Source organism: Novosphingobium sp. KACC 22771 (assembly GCF_028736195.1).
In the GTDB taxonomy this organism is placed as follows: domain Bacteria; phylum Pseudomonadota; class Alphaproteobacteria; order Sphingomonadales; family Sphingomonadaceae; genus Novosphingobium.
Map to the genome: position 1 here is coordinate 3,269,034 of NZ_CP117881.1, position 19,613 is coordinate 3,288,646.

Here is a 19,613-nt window from a genome sequence, read left to right on the forward strand (position 1 = left end):
CAGCCTCGGCCGACCCCATGACGCAACAAAGACAGTAACGGGATTGCAAAGGGCCCCCGCCCTTTGCCCGCCGGAGGCATAAAACCCATCAAGCCGACATCCGCACCACCAATTCCGGCTTCATCACCACGCTTTGCATATCCTCGCCCGCAATCCGGCGCATAAGCATGTCGACCAGATGCTCGGCCCCCGCGACCAGATCCTGGCTGATGGTGGTCAGGCTGGGCACGGTATGTTCGGAGAGCGGCAGGTTGTCATAGCCCACCACGCGCACATCGCCCGGCACCGACAGCCCCACTTCGGACAGCGCGCGCAGCGCCGTCATCGCGATCACGTCCGAGGCCGCCACAATCCCGTCGGGCCGATGCGCCCCATCGCAAAGATAGCGGGCGATATCGGCATAGGCCAGTTCGGCCACCAGATGGGCCGGCACCACATCGGCCCGTTCCATCCCGGCCTGCGCCAGTGCGGTCTGGACCCCGTCCAGGCGCTGGGCCATTTCCAGCGCGCGCGGGTCGCCCAGAAAGGCGATCCTGCGGCATCCTTGCGCGATCAGATGCCGCGCCGCCATCTGCCCGCCCAGATGGTTGTCGCTGCCCACGCTGCAATGGACCTGCCCTTCAGCATGGCCGCCCCAGACCACCAGCGGGCGATAGTCGCGCGCGGCCTCGTCCAGCGTTGCGGCCTGATCCGATTGGCCCAGCACGATCAGCCCGTCGACTCGCCCTGATGTCGCCACCCTTTCCAGCCAGCCCTGATCCTGCGGAATCACCCGGCTGAGCAGGAGATCATAGCCCCGCTCGGTCAATTTGTCGGCCAGCAGACCCAGCATGGTGATAAAGAAGGGATCGGAAATCGGTTGTCCCGCTTCATGGCCCAGCGGAATCAGCACACCGATCGCCCCGGTCTTTTGAATGCGCAGGTTACGGGCCATCACATTGGGCCGAAAGCCATATTCGCGCGCCAGCGCCTGAATGCGCTCGCGGGTCGCCTGGCTGATCAATTCCGAACCGGCCAGCGCGCGCGACACCGTGCCCGTCGATACCCCGGCCAGTTCGGCCAGTTCCTTGATGTTTCTAACCCTCTGCATGGCGTTTTTCACCCTGTCCCGCGCGGCAATGCATCAGGAAATCGGCCCTTTGGCAAGCAAAAGCGCGGCATCGCCCCACCCCTTGTGCAAAGAATACAAAGAAAATGCCCGCCTGCACCCCAGCATGCCCGGGTATCCGCAAAACTGTCACAAAACCGCCGCATTAGGAGCCATGGCCCAGAAACCTGTTCTTGTTGTCGAGGATGATCCGATCATCGCGGGTGTGATCTGCCGCAGCCTGGCGACATGGGGCCATCCCTCTCTCCATGCGCTGACCGGGCGCGAGGCATTGGCGCTGGAACGCGAGGGCGCAGTGGGCGCGATCATTCTGGACCGGATGCTGCCCGACATCGGCGGGATAGAGATCCTCTCGCAATGGCGCGCATCGGGGTGCAACGTGCCGGTGCTGATGCTCTCGGCGCTGGGCTCGGTGCAGGACCGGGTCGAGGGGCTGAAGGCCGGAGCCGACGATTATCTGACCAAGCCGTTTGACGACGCCGAACTGGAGGCGCGCCTTGCCGCAATCTGTCGGCGCAATCTGCGGACGGGCGATGATCTGGCGGTGGGGCGGCTGCGGCTGGACAATGCCGCGCACCGGGCGTTTCTGGGCGATGCGGGCATTGATCTCAACCGCAAACAGTTTTCGATGCTGGCCTATCTGATGCGCCATGCCGACCGGGTGGTGACGCGGGCCATGCTGCTGGAAAATGTCTGGGGCTATGCCTTTGATCCGGCCACCAATATTGTGGAAAGCAACCTGTCGCGCCTGCGCGGGCGGCTGTTGGCTCTGGGCTGCGATGCCATCGAAACGCTGCGCGGCGAAGGCTATGTTCTGCGCTCGGGCAAATGCGGGGGCTGAGCTTTCTGGCCCAGCCGCGCATCGGACGGTTGGCGGGGCAATTCGCCCTGGCCTTTGCGCTGGCCATGGCCGGGGCTGGCGGCCTGCTCTATTGGCAGGCGGTGGCCCAGATCGACGATGAGGTCGAAACCTCGCTGCGCCGCGAACAGGCCCGCGTTTTACCCCCCGCCGCGCCGCAGGATTCCGCCAGCGTCGCGCGTCGCCTTGGCGCGCTGACCAACGGGCGGGTGATCAGCGACAAGGGACATATGCTGCTGGCCCGTGACGGGCGCGTGATCTGGGGACGGATCGAGATGGTCCCGCCACCTCCCGGCTTTGCCGACGTGCGTTTCCGCGATGGCCGACCCAACTGGCGCGAGGGCCATGCGCTGACCACGCTTCTGCCCGACGGGGCGCGTCTGGTCATCATCGAGCATTCCGAGGCGGTGGAAAATCTCCATGCCATGCTGCCGCGCGCCGCGCTCATTCTCGTCATCATCAGCATTGTCGTGGGCAGCGCGGCGGCTTGGCTGTTTTCCGCGCTGATCGCCCAGCGATTGGCCCGCACGATGGCCGCCGCCGACGCGCTGGCGCGCGGCAATCTGAGCCGGCGCATCCCGGATGCGGGGCTCGACGGCGTGTTTGCCCAGCAGGTGGCAGGCCTCAACCGCATGATCGAGCGAATGGCGGGCATGGTGCAAAGCCAGCGCCAATTTGCCAGCCATCTCGCCCATGATCTGCGCACACCCCTTACGCGCCTGCGCGCCCTGCTGCAGGCCGACCGGGAGCATACGGACGATGCCGGGCGACAATTGCTGGAGCGGGCCGAGCGCGAGTGCCGCTCGATCATCGCCATTTTCGACGCGCTGCTACGCCTGTCGGAAATCGAGGCGGGGCGTCATCCCACGGCCATGGCCCCGCTGGCGCTGGCCCCGATCATCGAGGATGTGGCCGAAACCATGGAGCCGGTGATCGCGGACGCGGGCAGCAGTCTGGAGATCGGCGCGCTGTTTCCCGCCACGATCCGGGGCGATGTCGGGCTGGTGCATCAATTGCTGGTCAATCTGCTCGACAATGTTGCGCTGCATACCCCCGCCCGGACGTGTGCCACCATTGGCCTGACGCAAACCGGAACCGAGGCCATCATCACCATCGCCGACAATGGCCCCGGCATTGCCGAGGCCCAACGCGACCGGGTGATGCAGCCCTTTGAGCGGGGCGCCGCCTCGAACCGGCCGGGCAGCGGGCTGGGCCTGGCCATCGCGGATGCGATCATGCGTTTTCACGACGGGTCGCTCGAACTGGCCGACAATGGGCCGGGGCTGGCAGTGCGCCTTCGCTTTCCGCTGATCCCGGCGGGCATGGCAACATTCTAAATTTGCAATCTTGGGCGCCATGCCCCCTTCCGCCGCCGCTTCGTCACATATCCGTCATCGCTCGTACCTAACGGCCGCTCGTGTCCGGTGGGTTCCAAGGATCGGGCAAAACGACAGCATGGTCCGGCCCTTGCCGCGCAGCCTCGTGTTGCGGGCGGCGATGGCGCCTGCCTGCCCGGTTTGCCCGCCCGGTTTGAACACCCGCCGTCCAAAGAGATCATACCGTTCAAGGGGCCGTAACATGAGCAAACATTCCATCCAGACGCTGCTGGCGACCAGCACTGCGCTTGCCATCTGCCTGATTGCCAACGTGGGCTATGCGATGGCCGCCGAAGTGCCCGCCGCCAACGCCGCCGCCGATGACCAGTCCACCAGCGCCAATCAGGCCGGGCAGGCCAATGACCGCCAGTCGCTGACCACCTCGGACATCATCGTCACCGGCTCACGCACCGCCGAGGCCGCCCCGCTGACGGCCTCGCTGACCACCACCCAGCCGCAGGCCGCGATCAGCCGCGAATTCATCGACAATGCCAATGCCGCCTCGGACTTTAACGAGCTGATCGCGCTGACGCCGGGCGTGTCGATTTCGGGCACCGGCAATGGCCAGGGCTTTTCCGAAACCAAGGCGACGATCCGCGGTTTTCAGGATGGCGAATATAACGTCACCTATGACAGCATCCCCTTTGCCGACACCAACAACCCCACCCACCACTCGACCTCGTTTTTTCCCGCCACAACGATTGAAACCATCGTGGTCGATCGCGGTCCGGGCAATGCCAGCCAGCTGGGTCAGGCCACCTATGGCGGCAACATCAACATGTATTCGCGCGCCGTTTCCGACAAGCAGGGCGTGATGGGCGAAGCTTTGCTGGGCAACTGGAACAGCTTTATCGGCCGCGCAGAAGTGCAGACCGGCAAGATCGACAAGTGGAACGGGGCCAAGTTCACGCTTTCGGGTCAGTATCTGAAATCGGACGGCGCGCTGACCTATTCGCCGGTGATGTCGAAGAACCTGTTCTTCAAAGGCGTTATCCCGATCGGCACGTCGAGCAAGCTGACCATCCTCTCGACGTGGAACCGCAATTATTACTATCAGTCGGACGTGCTCAAGGGCACGACCTGCGGCGTTCCCACCACGGGTCTGGTGCCGGGTTCGGCAACCCTGAAGGCGGAAAATTGCGCGCCCACCTCGAATATCGGCATGTATGGCCTGAACTATGGCTTGGGCGGCGATCCGGCAAAGCAGGACTATTGGAAGTATAACCGCACCGACAAGACCACCGATTTCTCCTATCTGCGCCTGCAAAGCGATCTGTCGAGCAACCTCAGCCTCGACAACCGGGTCTATATGTACGGCTATACCAACAACACGATGAGCGGAAACACCAGCACCGTCGTCACCGGTTTTTCCGGTGCAGGCACGGCCACCTCGCCCTACAAGGCCGTTACCGACGCCAGCCAGATCGCAGGCTATAACAAGCTGAATAAGTATCGCGTGATCGGCTATATCGGCCAGGCGGATTACACGTTCGGTTTCGGCAAGATCAAGGCGGGCGGCTGGTATGAACATGCCAACACGTGGCGCCACACCTGGGATTTCAGCTGGACCACCGGCCTGCCCAGCTATGACCAGAAGTTCTACAGCGGCGCGGCCAGCACGGCGGGCTATCCCTCGATCAATCTGGCCAACATCAAGTATGAGCAGAATTCAAGCTGGGATCAGTTCCAGCTTTTCGGCGAACTCGAACTGCGCCCGTTCAGCAATCTGGCGATCACGCCGGGCGTGAAATATGTGAACTTCAAGCGCGGCGTGAACGCGCTGGTGAACGCCGACTCCTACCGCTCGCCCGCCAACAGCTCGGCCACCTGGACCAAGACGCTGCCCTTCGGCACGATCAACTGGCAGCCCAGGACCAACTGGTCCTTTTATGGCCAGTATGCGCAGGGCATGTATGTGCCCGACCTGTCCAGCTTCTATACGCCTTCGTATGATGCGGCCACCGCCGCCCAGTCCGCCACCGCCGCCGCCGCCGTCAATCCCCAGACCAGCACCAATTATCAGGTCGGCACGGTCTGGCATGGCCGCAAGGTCTCAATCGATCTGGACGGCTATATCATCAATGTGAACAACAAGATCGCCACCGCCACCGACACGACCGCCTTCTCGGGCACGCTGGCCAACATCGGCACGGTGCATTACAAGGGCGTCGAAGGCCAGATCGCCTATATGCCGATCGAAGGCCTGACACTGTTCGGCAATGGCTCATACAACTATGCCCATTCCGGCACCACCAATGCCCAGATCGCCAAGGCGCCCTTCAGCACGGCGGCCGCCGGCTTCATCTACAAGCACAAAAGCCTGCGCGTCTCCTTCAGCCAGAAGTTCACCGGCCCGCAATACGCCACCGAACTTTTCACTGTTAAGGCTTCGGTCAACGGCGTGCCCACCTCGGTCACGCAATTCACCACCACGGACGGCATCCGCCTCTATCGCATCAGCCCCTATTCAACCGGTGAATTCGCGATCAGCCAGGATATCGGCGAGCATTTCCGCATCGGCGCCACTGTGTCGAACGTGTTCAACAGCCGCGCCATCACCGCCATTTCCAACGGCGGCACCACGCTGGTGGGCGGCAAAACCTATTACGCAGGCGCCGACCAGTTCAGCTTCCTGCCCCCGCGTTCGTTCATGGTCGATGTTCGCGTGAAATATTGAGGCTGCGCCCGGGTCCGGCCGGGCGCAGCCCCGGGCCCGGCTCCAGTCAAGCAAAACCCCCGCCCGGCCACGGCGCGGGGGTTTTGCTGTTTTGAACCTGCTCCCTTACTGGACAAATTACTCATTTATCTCCAACATCATCCGCAATTCAACCAAAGGCCCCGCTAGAGGCCTTTTCACCAATGGCAGCCCATAATGCTGATCAATCGGCTGGCGCGTACGATAAGGAGAGGACGTTTGCGGCTATCGCGTCTGATCCGCTGGTTCGCGGAAATAGGAGCTGATCCCGACCTTGCCGTGCTGCAGGTGGCGACGCTGAACCGGCAGGTTCCGCTGCTCTATGGCCTGTTGCTGATCAATGCGGCGGCCGTTGCCATCACCCATCGCACCCAGGCGCCCCTGTCGCTGACGCTGATCGTGCCGGCCGTGCTGTTTGCGGTGACGATCGCGCGTATCGTCCATTGGGTGCGCAATGGGCATCGCGGATTGCCCACGCCCGAAAAGGCCAAGCGCCAATTGCGCCTGCAAAGCATTCTGGCCGCGCCGATTGCCGCGGCCTATACGGCCTGGTCGCTGTCTCTGGCCCCCTATGGCGGTGCGTTTGAACAGGCGCATGTGGTGCTCTTTGTGTCGACAACGGTAATCGGCTGCATCTTCTGTCTGGTCGTCCTGCCCCAGGCCGCCATGCTGGTGGCGGTTTCGGTGCTTCCGGCTTTCATCGTCTTTTGTTTCAGCAAGCAGATGCTGACCTTTGTCACCATCGGCATCAATGTGACGCTGGTTTTGGGGGTGCTGCTGCGGGCGCTGCTCAACGGATTTGAAAATTTCCGCATGCAGGTCAAATCGCGCTGCCTGCTGGCCACCCAGCATCAGGAACTGCAGCGGCTGAACGAGGAAAACCGCAAGCTGGCAATGACCGACAGCCTGACCGGCCTGCCCAACCGGCGCCAGTTCTACAGCGATCTGGACGCCTGGACCCAGCAGGCGGACGGCCCGAGTTTTGCAGTAGGTGTGCTGGATCTGGACCGGTTCAAACCGATCAACGACACCTATGGCCATCAGGTGGGCGACCGGCTGCTCGAAGCCATCGGGCATCGGCTGCGGGCAACAGCGGGGCCTTCGGTGCGGGTCTATCGGCTGGGCGGGGATGAATTCGGGCTGATCGATACGCAGGCCGATGATTTTGTCGCCACCTGCGAAAGGCTGCTGCAACAAGTGCGCGCGCCCATTCGGATCGGCGAGATCGTGCTTTCGGTGGGCGGTTCGCTGGGCATGGCGCAATATCCCGATGCGGGGGTCCATGCCGCCGACCTGTTCGACCGGGCCGACTATGCGCTGTATCATGCCAAGCATGTCCATGGCGGCGGCGTCTGCCTGTTCACGCCCAGCCTTGAAACCGCCGTGCGCGCCGACCGTGCCATCGAGGCCGCGCTGCAGGCCAGTTCGTTTGAGGAGGAATTGTCCATCGTCCTCCAGCCCATCATCGACCTGTCCAGCGGACAGCTCAGCGCCGTCGAGGTGCTGGCGCGCTGGTCCAATCCCAGCCTGGGCGAGATTTCCGCGATGGATTTTATCGCCATTGCCGAGCGGTCCACCGCGATCCATTCCATCACCCGCGCGGTGTTTCGCAAAGGGTTGCGCGCCGCGCGGCAATTGCCCGATGACGTGGCGGTGTCTTTCAACATCTCGGCCTGTGATCTGACCTCGGCCTGCACGCTGGCCTTTATCCGCGACGAGATTGCCGCAACCGGCATCCCCCCGCGCCGGATCTGGATCGAAGTGACCGAAACCGCCGTGATGCGCAATGCCGAGGCGGCGGCGCGGGCGCTGCAGGCCTTTCGCGATCTGGGCGTGCGCATCGCGCTCGATGATTTCGGCACCGGCTATTCCAGCCTTGGCTATGTTCAGCGCCTGCCGCTCGACAAGATCAAGATCGACCGCAGTTTCGTGCGCGCGCTCGACACCAACGAGGGCAGCACGATTACGGCGGCGGTCATCACCCTGTGCCACACCATCGGTCTGACCTGTGTGGCCGAAGGGGTCGAGACCGAGGCCCAGCGCCGGACGCTGGCCGATGCGGGCTGCGAACATGCGCAGGGTTATCTTTTCAGCAAACCCCTGCCGCTGGCCGATCTTCTGCAGCGCTGCGCCGATGCGCAATTCTCATGGATGGACCGAGGCCGGCGCTCGGCGGTCGCCTGATTTTCTGAACCGCGAGACCCATTCGCCGTTGCACAAATGATACGCTGTTGCAGCAAAGCGATAGCGATACGGGAAAATAAGAGGGAAAATCCTTAAAACGCGCCTAACGGACGCCGGTGATGTCACAATCCGGGGCCAAGGCTGCAACCGCAAAGACGGGGGCGCCGTGGGAACCATTGCGCCATTCCATTGCAACGCGCCGATGCGAAAAAACGCAGCGCCGCGTCAGTTTTCGAATTTGTTGAGGGAGCAATCCATGAAAACTTCGCTTCATAAAGGTGCGATCTCGCGCCGCGCTCTGGCTTTGGCCGGGCTGATCGCGCTGGCCCCCGTCCATGCGCAGGCCGCCGAGGCAACCGAGGGCGACAATGACGCCAATGTCATCACCGTGACCGCCCAGCGCCGCAGCGAAAACCTGCAGAACGTGCCGATCAGCGTGGCCGTGCTGCGCAGCGACGATCTGGCGGCCCCGCGCGCGGGCGGCGCCGATTCGCTGCTCAGCCTGTCGGGCAAGGTGCCCAGCCTTTATGTCGAATCGACCACCGGGCGCATCTTCCCCCGTTTCTATATCCGCGGCCTTGGCAACGTGGACTTCTATCTGGGCGCCAGCCAGCCGGTGTCGATCATTCAGGACGATGTCGTGCTTGAGCATGTCGTGCTGAAATCGAACCCCGCCTTTGACGTGGCGCAGGTCGAAGTGCTGCGCGGGCCGCAGGGTTCGCTCTTTGGGCGCAACACCACGGCGGGCATCATCAAGTTCGACAATGCCAAGCCGACCAAGGACTGGACCAGCCATATCGACGCAAGCTGGGGCAGCTATAACACGCAGAGCATCGAGAGCGCCGTTTCGGGCCCGATCGCCAAGGACGGCACGGTCTCCTTCCGCCTCTCCTCGCTTTATCAGCACCGCGACAATTGGGTGACCAACACCTATACCGGCCCCAGCGCCGACGGCACCGTGGGTGGCGGCAAGACGCTGGGCCGCTTTACCGAGAGCGACACCCGCTTTCAGCTCCAGTTCGACCCCGATGCGGCCACCAGCATCAACCTGACCACCAATTACCGCCTGTATCAGGGCACCTCGACGCTGTTCTATCGCGGCTCGCTGGCCAAGGGCAGCAACAAAACGGTGGGCAGCTGGAACCAGAAGCAGGTTGCCTATGACGAGGCGCAGAACAACCCGCAGAACTATTCCACCTATGGCCAGACGCTGCGCGTGCGCCATGATTTCGGCGGCGTCTCGCTGACCTCGATCACGTCCTATCAGGGCGCCGACGGCTGGTCGCGCGGCGATACCGATGGCGGCGCGGCGGCCAATTTCCCGGTTAATGGCGCGGCCAACGGCTATGGCCAGTCGCAGGGCCGCCTGCGCGGGCTTGACCAGTGGACGCAGGAAGTGCGCCTGGCCAGCAAGGACAATGCCCGCTTCAAGTGGCAGGTGGGCGGCATCTATTTCGATGCGCGCGATGACACCGAATTTGACCAGCGCGGCTATTTCATCACGCAAAGCCCGCAGTACAATCCCAACAACTGGGTGCTGCTTCACAATATCAACACCAGCTGGGGCCTGTTCGGTCAGGCTTCGTACAAGCTGGACGACCGTCTGACGGTGACGGGCGGCATTCGCGTCAGCAATGACACCAAGAAGACCGCCCTGCTGAAAACCGCCAACACGGCGGCGGGCGCCTCGACCTATAAGGGTCGCACCTTTGTGCGCCTGGCCGACACCCAGCCCAGCTGGGATCTGAGCCTGCTGTATAAGGCCAGCGATGATGTGAACCTCTATGCCCGCGTCGCGCGCGGTTTCCGTGGCCCCACGATTCAGGGCCGTTCGGCGGTGTTCAATTCCGATTTCACCACCGCGGGCAGCGAAACCAACACCAGCTGGGAAGCGGGCATCAAGACCACCGCGCTTGGCGGCGCGCTGCGCTTCAACCTCACCGGCTTCTACTACACCGTCAACAACATCCAGTTGAACGGCAATGACAGCGACGGCAACGGCGTGCTGTTCAACGCCAACAAGGCGGTGGGCTATGGCGGCGAGGCCGACCTCAGCCTGAAGGCGGGCAACCTGACGCTCAGCTCGGGTCTGTCGCTGCTGCATACCGAAATCAAGGACAGCAACGTCTATGCCCAGACCTGCGGGCTGAACGGGATACAGGTCTGCACCGTCTTTAACGGCGGCGGCTTCACCAAGGGCACCGGCGCCGGCACGGCCTATTTCGTGCCGATCAACGGCAATCCGCTGCCTAACGCGCCGACCTATAACCTCAACCTGTCGGCCCGCTATGACGTGCCGCTGGCGGCCGATCGCAAGATCTATGTGGCCGGTGACTGGAACATTCAGGGCAAGACCAGCTTTGTCCTGTATCGCACCGCCGAATTCACCGCCAATGGCAACAATGAACTGGGCGCGCGCATCGGCTATGCCACGCCGCATTATGAAATCGCGGCCTTTGCCCGCAATCTGCTCAACAAGCACAATCTGATCGGCGTGATCGAAAACTATATGGCGGGCGTTTACAACGAACCGCGCATTTTCGGCGTCTCGCTCAGCCTGCGCTAAACGGCGGTTGAAGCATAAAACGGAGCCGGGGTGGGTCTGATCCTGCCCCGGCTTTTTTTGCGCCCGCAAACCGGCGGCGGCCAACCCCTGCACAAAGGGGCAATTTCACCATGGCGCGGCGGGCGGAACATCGCGCCCGCGCGGGCATTGGACAAGGCACCAGCAAAACGGTCGAGCCACTTTGATGGACGCCAAGCGCAAGGATGCCGCATCATGGAAAACCCCCAAGACCTCGCCGCCAAGTTCTGGAATCACCTTTCCTCTTCACCCTTTGTGATCCTGCGGCGCGACGGCGCGCCCCATTCCGCGGCACCGATGACCGCCCAACTGGACCCCAAGGCGCATGGCGCCATCTGGTTCTTTACCAACCGTTCGGGTGACTTCGCCCCCCTGGGCGACGCCTCCTTCACCTTCAGCGCCAAGGGGCATGATCTGTTCGCCTCGGTTCAGGGTTTGCTGGTGGAGGAAACCAGCCGGGAAAGGCTTGACCATTTCTGGTCGCGGCCGATTGAGGCATGGTTTCCCGAAGGCAAGGATTCGCCCGATCTGCTGCTGATGCGGATGGAATTGGGTCAGGCGCGGGTGTGGGATTCGCATCTGGGCCTGTTGGGCACGATCAAGATGCTGCTGGGCGTGGATGTGCGGCCCGAAGTGGCGGGTCATGCCGCCAATGTGAAGCTCTAAGGCCCACCCGGCCCATGACGAAGGCGCAAGCGGGCCAGACGCTCGTTTTTATGGATGACACGGCGCCGGGCATCACCCGGCGTCGTTTTCGCAACAAATGGCGCTATTTCGATCCCGATGGCAATCGCATCACCGATGCGCAGGTCATCGCCCGGCTCAACGCCATCGCCCTGCCCCCCGCCTATCGCGATGCGTGGTATGCGCCTTTGGCCAATGCCCACATTCTGGCCTGCGGGTGGGATGCAAAGGGGCGCAAGCAATATCGCTATCACCCCGATTTCCGCGCCGAGCGCGACAGCCGCAAATTTGACCATTGCGCCGATTTTGCCCGCGCCCTCCCGCTGATCCGCGCCCGCGTGGCGCAGGACATGGCCAGGCGCGGCGCCTGTATGGAACGGGCGCTGGCCTGTGTGGTGCGTCTGCTCGACACCGGCGGCATCCGGGTGGGCAATCAGACCTATGCCCGGCAAAACAAGAGTTTCGGGGCCACCACCTTGCGCATGCGCCATGCCGATGTGCGCGGCGCGTCGCTCCATCTGCGGTTTCGCGCCAAGAGCGGCCAGATGCGGGACATGACCGTCAGCGACAAAGGCCTGATCCGCTTTGTCAAAGCGATGCAGCATCTGCCGGGCCAATCCCTGTTTCAATATCGCGATGATGATGGCCATCCCGTTGCCGTCACCAGTCACGACGTCAACGCCTATATCCGCGAAACCATGGGCCAGGATTTCAGCGCCAAGGATTTCCGCACTTGGGTTGCCTCAGCGCTGGCCTTTGCGATGATGCATGATGCGGCGGCGGATTTGAGCATGAAGGAAATCATGGCCCATGTTTCGGCCAGTCTGGGCAACACGCCCGCGATTGCGCGCAAATCCTATGTCCACCCCGCTCTGATCGCCGCGGCGGGCGATGATCAGGCCGCCCTGCGCGCCCTGCGACTGCCCCGTGCGTCACGCTGGCTGGACCGGCATGAGCGGGGGCTGATCGCCTTTCTGGACGATCAGCCCTCTGCCGCACAATGGTTGAGCCAATCGGGGTTGAGCCAATCGGGGCTGGGCCAATCAGCCTGACCGGCGCTCACATCCCCTGCTGGGGCCGGATCAGCGGCACCGAACGGTCGCCCTGAAACACCATCGTCGTCTGCTCAAGCCAGGCCAGAGCATCAAGCGTTTTCTGGCGCAGGCTGGGCGCGGCGGCATTCATCCGCCGCCCGATTTCCCCGACGCAGGCCTGCGCCATGGCCGCGCTCTCGGTCAGGCCCTGGATGAAGGGGTGGCGCTGCAACAGGAACGGCAGGCACAGCGCGTGGACCCGCGAGAGCGCCATATCATCCGGGTCGAGCACATAACCAGCGGCAGGAAACAGACCGTCCTCCCAATCGCGCCGGCGGGCGTTGGCCTGCGAACAGAGCTGGAGCCGCAAGGTCGGGAAAGGCAAGCGGTCCAGCCCCAGCGCCGGCTGGCCGCGCGCATCGATCAGATCATCAAAGCGCATGGCCCGCCCCGCGATCATGAACTCGCGCTGGTCCGGGTCGGCAATCGGGCCAATCTTGTGAACGGTCAGCACCCCGGCATCATGGAGGGCCAGCATGCGTTCAACCGAGAGATGCGGCACGGCGGCATAATTATCGACAAAGCAGCGCTTGAGCCCAGCATTGAAGCGCTCCAGATCGCGCGGAGATAGGGCGGGCAGGATGCTGCCAAAAACACTGTGGGCCAAGAGCAGCACCAGCCGCCAGGCGCTGGCGCGACGCTGGGCATGGGTTTGGCGCGCTTCGATCAAATTGGCGCGGGCATAGGCAAAGGGATCGGCGGACAAGCGGCGCGCAAAATAGCGCTGGGCGAAATTGTCCGGCGTGGCGCTGGGCAGGTCTATGGCGCGGGCATAGCCGGGGTCAACCTGCGCCAATTGCTGCGCAAAGAAATCAAAGATCCGGTCAAGATCGCCATCGCGGCCCTGCGCCATTGGCGAAATCGCATCGGCATTGAAGAGCGGCAATTCGCCCGCATCCTCCGGAATCCAGAAATCCGCCTCCGGCAACAGGCCATTGCGCGAGAGGAAGGTAATCGACCACGGCCGGTCCGGGATATAGCGCAAGCCATCGCCCGAACCTTCAAAACGCCCGCGCCGCATCGCCACCTCGACAGCGGCATCGATCGCGCTGAGCGAACTGCCCAGCACGGCGATGCGCTGCCCCGTCACTTCCTTCGCCGCTTCGCCCGCCAAGGCGTGGGCTTCATCGCTGCGGCCATAGCCCGAGGCGATGATGACCCGGTCGAACAGAGCCTCATGGGCCTCGCCTTCCTGCCGCCATGTCACGCTGACGCCATCGGCATGGGCGGCCACGTCCTGCACCGCCGCCAGCGTGTGCAGGGTGACGCTGCCTTGCATCCTTTCGAGCAGCAGGCGCATCTGGTCGGCATAAAACGCCCCCAGCGCCCGGCGCGGGAAAAAGGCGCGATCATCCTCGGCCAGACCCGCGATGCCCAATTCCTTCTGCCGACGATCCGATTGGCGCATCGCCCATTGGTTCAGCGTCTCGCACAAGGGCGGCAATTCAAAATCGGCAATATTGGCCAGCAGATGCGCCCCATTGTGATCCGCCGAAAAGGGAATGCCCGGCCCAGCCACAGCGCCCGCTTCAAACACGGTGATGCGGCAAGGTTTGGCCGCGCGCAAAAACGTATGGAGCAGATAGGCACTGCTGGGCCCGCCGCCGACAATGGCGATCGAACAGCCATCGGCCGGGTGAGATGAAGAGAGGTTTTCGTTCATGACAGACATGCAATGGATGCGCACCGCGCGCGGTTCCATCGGCTCACCGCAAGCGCCGACCCGGCGCAAAAGCGAGACCTGCCTGCCGGAACCAAAAGCGGCCTGCAGGCTTCAAGCCACTATGGCCAGACTTTATCTTGTCGAGATCGGCGGCACCCGCGAGGACTGCCTTTTTGAACTCCATTCGGTGCATGCCATCGTGGCACAGGATGACGGGGAACTGTTGGCGCAGTGTCGCGAGAAATTCACCGGGCTTTACGGCGCGCCCCATATCGACGGCTGGATAAGCTTTGATCTGACGCCCCCGGAACCCGGCGCACGCTTGCCCGGCATGGGGTTCTTTGTGGTCGAACTGGGGCGAAACAGCGCCGAACATCTGCGCGAAACGCACCACTATCTGTTTCTTGAGGCCCCCAACGGGCGCGAAGCCTTGCAATCGGCCCGCGCGCAAATGCCGGGTTGGCATATTGATACGGTGCTCGACCTTGACCGACTGGCCCAGCGCATGGGCCATGCGCTGGACCGCCGTAATGCGAAAGGCCAGCCCCAACCGGCCTTTACGTCGCGCTACATCCGGCTTGACCGCATGTAGCGCGGGCAGCGCTGGGCGCGGAGACTGAAACAAGGATCGCCACCAGCCCCAGCGCCGAGGTCGCCGCGCCTGCCAGGGCCACCGCCGGATAACCCCAGCCCAGCGCAATAACCCCTCCGCCAAGCGCCGCGCCAAAAGCGTTGCCCAGATTGAAGGCCCCGATGTTGACCGAGGAGGCCAGATTGGGAGCATCGGCGGCTGCGGTCATCACCCGTACCTGCAGCGGCGGCACCAGCGCAAAGCTGGCCACGCCCCACAGGAAGATCAGCACCGCACTGGCCACAGGCGAGGCCATCAGCAGCGCGAAGGCAACAAGGATGGCCGAGAGCGCGGCCAGCGTCACCAGCAAGGTCCGGTCAACCGAGCGGTCGGCGAACCTGCCGCCCAGCCAGTTGCCCACCGTCAGGCCGACGCCATACGTGACCAGCATCGCGGTGATAAAGCCCAGCGAGGCCTGCGTTGCCTCGCGCAGGATCGGCGCGATATAGGTAAAGACGGTGAACATCGCGCTCGACCCGATCACTGTCAGGCCCAGCGCGCCCAGCACTCTGCCCCGCGTCAGGACGCGCAGTTCGGCCAGAACATTGCCGCCCGGCGGCGCGGGAAGATCGGGCAGCGTCAGCCGCAGCGAGAGCATCGTGATGATACCCAGCCCCGAAATGCCCCAAAACGCCGCCCGCCAGCCAAGATGCTCCCCCGCCCAGGTGGCCAGAGGCACGCCCACGACATTGGCAATGGTCAGCCCCATGAACATGGCGGCGACCGCTCCGGCCTGCCGCTGGGGCGGCACCAGACTGGCCGCGACGACCGAGCCGACGCCAAAGAAAGCACCATGGTTGAACGAGGTCAGCACCCGCGCCGCCAGCAGCATGGCATAGCCGTCCGACACGGCCGCCAGCAGATTGCCCAACGTGAAAATGCCCGCCAGAGCAATCAGCAGGGTTCGGCGCGGCATGCGCCCGGTCATCAGCGTCATCAGCGGCGCGCCGATCATCACCCCCAACGCATAGGCGCTGATCAACAGGCCCGCCGTGGGAATGGAAACGCCAAGGCCGGTGGCGATGACCGGCAACAGGCCCATCGGCGCAAATTCGGTAACGCCAATGCCAAAGGCGCCGACCGAAAGGGCGATCAGCCCGAGGTTCAGCTTCATGGCCATATCCTTTAAACCAGGGGAGGATTCAGGCGGGCAAAGCCCTCCTGCTGGCGATAGGGGGTGTGCGGGTAAGGCGGCAGAACAGCGCTGGCAGCATCCAGCGCGGCGATCTGTTCGCCCGTCAGCGACCAACCGACCGCGCCCAGGTTCTGGCGCAACTGTTCCTCATTGCGCGCGCCGATGATCACCGAGGACACTGTCGGGCGCCGCAGCAGCCAATTGATCGCGATCTGGGGCACTGTCTTTCCCGTATCCGCGGCAATCGCCTCCAGCGCGTCGATCACGCGGTAGAGATGCTCGTTTTCGACCGGCGGGGCGAATTGCTCGGTCTCGTGCAGGCGGCTGCCTGCGGGAACCGGGCGCCCACGGCCGATCTTGCCGGTCAGACGCCCCCAGCCAAGCGGGCTCCAGACCAAGGCGCCGATCCCCTGATCCGCGCCCAGCGGCATCAGGTCGGCCTCATAAGCGCGGCCGATCAGGGAATAATAGACCTGGTGGGCCACCAGACGCGGCAAACCGTGCCGATCGGCCAGCGCCTGCACCTTCATCACCTGCCAACCGGGATAATTGGAAACGCCGGCATAGCGCACCTTGCCCGCGGCGATGAGCAGGTCGAGCGTGCCGACCAATTCCTCCGCCGGGGTCGAAGCGTCGAAGGCGTGGAGCTGAAGCAAATCAATATGATCGGTGCCCAGTCGCCGCAATGAGGCCTCCACTGCGCGGATCAGCCGACCGCGTGAGGCGCCCCAATCCTGCGGCCCGTCCCCCATGGGCAAGCCCGTCTTGGTCGAGATCAGAACCTCCGCGCGCCGCCCGCGGATGGCCTCGCCCAACACTTCTTCCGATGCGCCGCCCGAATAGATATCGGCGGTGTCGAACAGCGTGACCCCGGCCTCCAGACAGATATCGATCAGCCGCCGCGCCTCGCCCGCATCGCTTTGCCCCCATGCGCTGAACAGAGGGCCCTTGCCGCCGAAAGTGGCAGCGCCGAAACTCAAGGCCGGGACGCGCAGTCCCGATGAACCCAATTGCCGGTATTCCATATCGTGATTTCCTGTTGCTATCTGGCGGCATAAATGCATTGCAATCGGGGCTTGGAGTAGCGGTCGCAAAAGCGAAGGATTTTTGCATTGCACGCAAAACTGATGGAGGGCGATGATCGGGCGCGGGCCATGGCGCTCTTCGCCACTGTTGCCAAAGAGGGCAGCTTTTCGGCCGCTGGCCGCATTCTGGGCCTCACCCCTTCCGCGATCAGCCGCGCAATTGACCGGATCGAAGCGCGGCTTGGTGTGCGCCTGCTGCTGCGCTCGACCCGTGCCCTTTCGCTGACGGCCGAGGGTCAGGCCTATCTGCAGGCCGCGCGCCGCATCCTGGCCGATCTGGACGATGCCGAACAGCAGATCGCAGATCAGGGCGCCCCGCGCGGACGGCTGCGGGTCAGCGCCGCGCTTTCCCACGGGCGGCTCTGCGTCGTGCCCCTGCTGGGCGAATTTGCCGCCCGGTATCCGCATATCCTGATCGACATCGCCCTGACCGACACGCTCGTCGATGTCGCAGGGGGACAGGCCGACGTGGCCATCCGCTTTGGCCCGCTGGCCGACAGCACATTGACCGCGCGCAGACTGGGCGAATCAGGGCGGGTCATTGTCGCCTCGCCCGACTATCTCGCCCGCCACGGCACGCCGCAGGTTCCCGAAGACCTGCACGCGCACAATTGCCTCAATTTCAACTTTCGGCGCGTCGAACCCGTCTGGCCATTTCGCCGGGATGGGCAAGATTTCGCCCTGTCGGTCCATGGCGGGATCGAGGCCAACAATGGCGAAACACTGGGCCAACTGGCCGCAATCGGGGTCGGCATCGCGCGGGTCGGCCACTTCAGCGTGGCCAGCGATATTGCCGAGGGCCGCCTTATGCCGATCCTCGACGCCTACAACCCGGGCGACATCGAACAGATCCACGCCGTATTCGTGGGCGGCGCGGGCGTTCCTGCGCGGGTGCGGGCTTTCGTCGACTTCCTCGCCGAGCGCATGCGCTGAGGCAAAATCCAACTGGCGAAGCGAGAGCATCGACAAACCCGCATCGGTTGACCGACAGACAGTGCGTTGCGGAGTGGTGGTGAGCCCAGCTGGATTCGAACCAGCGACCTACTGATTAAAAGTCAGTTGCTCTACCGACTGAGCTATGGGCCCCCATGGGTGCGGCTGAAGTTGGTGCTTCAGGCGTCGGGTCGCGGTTCCCTAGGGGCGCGGAGGCTCCGGGTCAAGCGGCTGTGTAACTGTTTGATGCTAAAACCTGTGTGTGGATCGCGCCAGTTGGGGACAAGTGCCGAAATCGGGCGCAACACAAAGTCGCGCAGCCGGAAGGCGGCATGGGGCACGCAGAGGCCATGCGAACGCCATTCGCCCCCGCCCCACAGCACGATGTCGAGATCTAAAACCCTGGAACCCCAGCGTTTTCCTCCGCGCCGTCCAAATTCCCGCTCGATGGATTTAAGCAGGGTCAGCAGCGCGGGCGGCAAAAGATCGCCGCGCACCACCACCGCGCCATTGGCATAGCGCCGCAAGGACGGTCCCAGCGGCGCGCTGCGAATCACCGGGGCGGACGCAACCACCTCCAGGCCCGCCTGCGCCAGCGCGGCCACAGCCGCCTGCAACACGCGCTCCGGCCCGCCATGGCGCCCATGGCGCACATTCGAGCCCAGCGCGATCACATAGAGATCAGACGTCTTGCGCAAGGCGGCCATAGAGCTGGGGCCTGCGGTCTCGGAAAAAGCCCATGCCGGCGCGGTGCGTCGCCGCCCGCGAAAGGTCGAGCGTTTGGACCAGCACGCCGGTTTCGCCTGCGCCGAACTCCTGCGCCAGATCGCCCCATTCGTCGCTGATAAAGCTGTGGCCGTAATAGGATTGCTCCGGCCCGCCATAGGCGGCCTCGGCGCCGATGCGGTTGGCCGCGATCACGGGCATACAGTTCGACACCGCATGGCCCTGCATGGCGCGGCGCCACATGCGACTGGTGTCCAGATCCGCATTATAGGGCTCGGTGCCGATGGCGGTGGGATAGAACAGCATCTCCGCGCCCATCAGCGCCATCGCCCGCGCGCATTCGGGATACCACTGGTCCCAGCAGATGCCCACGCCGATGCGCGTGCCAAACACATCCCACACCTTGAAACCGGTGTTGCCGGGGCGGAAATAGTATTTTTCCTCGTAACCCGGCCCATCGGGAATGTGGCTCTTGCGATAGGTGCCCATGATCTGCCCATCGGCGTCGATCATGGCCAGCGTGTTGTAATAATGGTGTCCGTCACGCTCGAAGAAACTGGTGGGAATCGCCACCTTCAGCTTGCGCGCCAATTCCTGCATCGCGATCACGCTGGGATGCTCGGCCGCCGGGCGGGCAAGGGCAAACAGCGCCTCATCCTCAACGGTGCAGAAATAGGGCGAGGAAAACAGTTCGGGCGGCAGGATGATCTGCGCGCCCTTGCCGGCGGCTTCCTCCACCAGCGCGACAGTGGCCGCTATGTTCTGCGCCTCATCCTGGCTGCCCAGCGCCAGTTGCAGCGCGGCGACGGTGATTGTGCGTTCGGTCATGGCGGCTTCCTATGTCGGGGGCGAAAAT

General features: G+C 63.7%; 15 protein-coding genes and 1 tRNA gene. 9 read left to right on the forward strand and 7 right to left on the reverse strand.

Features of this window, described 5'->3' with window-relative positions; genetic code table 11:
• Positions 1 to 88 precede the first annotated feature (88 nt).
• Complete coding sequence (locus tag PQ467_RS14965) at positions 89 to 1,090, reverse strand: LacI family DNA-binding transcriptional regulator (protein WP_274174167.1); 1,002 nt, start codon at positions 1,088 to 1,090, stop codon at positions 89 to 91.
• Between the two features lie 172 nt (positions 1,091 to 1,262).
• Here PQ467_RS14965 and PQ467_RS14970 point away from each other — a divergent pair, with 172 nt between their 5' ends.
• The 7 genes from PQ467_RS14970 to PQ467_RS15000 all read left to right on the forward strand — a co-directional run bounded on the left by PQ467_RS14970 (position 1,263) and on the right by PQ467_RS15000 (position 12,542).
• Positions 1,263 to 1,949 (forward strand): response regulator transcription factor, encoded by a 687-nt coding sequence (locus tag PQ467_RS14970; protein ID WP_274174168.1) that lies wholly within the window; start codon positions 1,263 to 1,265, stop codon positions 1,947 to 1,949.
• Positions 1,937 to 3,304: a sensor histidine kinase gene (locus PQ467_RS14975; protein ID WP_274174169.1), complete on the forward strand. Its 1,368-nt coding sequence runs from the start codon at positions 1,937 to 1,939 to the stop codon at positions 3,302 to 3,304. The genes PQ467_RS14970 and PQ467_RS14975 overlap by 13 nt, the downstream gene beginning before the upstream one ends.
• A 241-nt stretch (positions 3,305 to 3,545) precedes the next feature.
• Positions 3,546 to 6,020: a TonB-dependent receptor gene (locus PQ467_RS14980; RefSeq protein WP_443192956.1), complete on the forward strand. Its 2,475-nt coding sequence runs from the start codon at positions 3,546 to 3,548 to the stop codon at positions 6,018 to 6,020.
• Positions 6,021 to 6,257: 237 nt separating this feature from the next.
• Positions 6,258 to 8,222 (forward strand): putative bifunctional diguanylate cyclase/phosphodiesterase, encoded by a 1,965-nt coding sequence (locus PQ467_RS14985; RefSeq protein WP_274174170.1) that lies wholly within the window; start codon positions 6,258 to 6,260, stop codon positions 8,220 to 8,222.
• Positions 8,223 to 8,478: 256 nt separating this feature from the next.
• The gene (locus tag PQ467_RS14990) at positions 8,479 to 10,788 is read left to right on the forward strand and encodes a TonB-dependent receptor (protein ID WP_274174171.1); all 2,310 of its coding nucleotides are present in this window, start codon (positions 8,479 to 8,481) and stop codon (positions 10,786 to 10,788) included.
• Positions 10,789 to 11,001: 213 nt separating this feature from the next.
• The gene (locus PQ467_RS14995) at positions 11,002 to 11,472 is read left to right on the forward strand and encodes a pyridoxamine 5'-phosphate oxidase family protein (RefSeq protein ID WP_274174172.1); all 471 of its coding nucleotides are present in this window, start codon (positions 11,002 to 11,004) and stop codon (positions 11,470 to 11,472) included.
• Between the two features lie 14 nt (positions 11,473 to 11,486).
• Positions 11,487 to 12,542 (forward strand): DNA topoisomerase IB, encoded by a 1,056-nt coding sequence (locus tag PQ467_RS15000; protein WP_274174173.1) that lies wholly within the window; start codon positions 11,487 to 11,489, stop codon positions 12,540 to 12,542.
• Positions 12,543 to 12,549: 7 nt separating this feature from the next.
• On the opposite strand, the gene PQ467_RS15005 is transcribed toward PQ467_RS15000, so the two are convergent.
• Positions 12,550 to 14,247: an FAD/NAD(P)-binding protein gene (locus PQ467_RS15005; protein WP_274174174.1), complete on the reverse strand. Its 1,698-nt coding sequence runs from the start codon at positions 14,245 to 14,247 to the stop codon at positions 12,550 to 12,552.
• 121 nt (positions 14,248 to 14,368) lie between these two features.
• On the opposite strand from PQ467_RS15005, the gene PQ467_RS15010 reads away from it, so the two are divergent.
• Positions 14,369 to 14,839 (forward strand): hypothetical protein, encoded by a 471-nt coding sequence (locus tag PQ467_RS15010; RefSeq protein ID WP_274174175.1) that lies wholly within the window; start codon positions 14,369 to 14,371, stop codon positions 14,837 to 14,839.
• On the opposite strand, the gene PQ467_RS15015 is transcribed toward PQ467_RS15010, so the two are convergent.
• Both PQ467_RS15015 and PQ467_RS15020 read right to left on the reverse strand, forming a co-directional pair.
• On the reverse strand, positions 14,805 to 15,992 hold the full coding sequence (locus PQ467_RS15015) for an MFS transporter (protein WP_274174176.1): 1,188 nt from the start codon (positions 15,990 to 15,992) through the stop codon (positions 14,805 to 14,807). The two genes, PQ467_RS15010 and PQ467_RS15015, sit on opposite strands and share 35 nt — an antisense overlap.
• A gap of 11 nt (positions 15,993 to 16,003) precedes the next feature.
• Positions 16,004 to 17,038, reverse strand: coding sequence for an aldo/keto reductase (locus PQ467_RS15020; RefSeq protein ID WP_274174177.1), 1,035 nt, complete (start codon positions 17,036 to 17,038; stop codon positions 16,004 to 16,006).
• 102 nt (positions 17,039 to 17,140) lie between these two features.
• Between PQ467_RS15020 and PQ467_RS15025 the strand changes: the two genes are divergently transcribed.
• Positions 17,141 to 18,031: a LysR family transcriptional regulator gene (locus PQ467_RS15025; protein ID WP_443193014.1), complete on the forward strand. Its 891-nt coding sequence runs from the start codon at positions 17,141 to 17,143 to the stop codon at positions 18,029 to 18,031.
• 77 nt (positions 18,032 to 18,108) lie between these two features.
• Here the strand turns inward: PQ467_RS15025 and PQ467_RS15030 are convergent.
• The 3 genes from PQ467_RS15030 to aguB all read right to left on the reverse strand — a co-directional run bounded on the left by PQ467_RS15030 (position 18,109) and on the right by aguB (position 19,585).
• Positions 18,109 to 18,184, reverse strand: a tRNA-Lys gene (locus PQ467_RS15030).
• Positions 18,185 to 18,210: 26 nt separating this feature from the next.
• Positions 18,211 to 18,738 carry a 2-amino-4-hydroxy-6-hydroxymethyldihydropteridine diphosphokinase gene (folK, locus tag PQ467_RS15035; RefSeq protein WP_274174179.1) on the reverse strand — a complete coding sequence of 176 codons (528 nt, stop codon included), beginning with the start codon at positions 18,736 to 18,738 and terminating at the stop codon, positions 18,211 to 18,213.
• Positions 18,713 to 19,585 (reverse strand): N-carbamoylputrescine amidase, encoded by an 873-nt coding sequence (gene aguB, locus PQ467_RS15040; protein WP_274174180.1) that lies wholly within the window; start codon positions 19,583 to 19,585, stop codon positions 18,713 to 18,715. Before aguB ends, folK begins: the two co-directional genes overlap by 26 nt.
• Between the last annotated feature and the right edge of the window lie 28 nt (positions 19,586 to 19,613).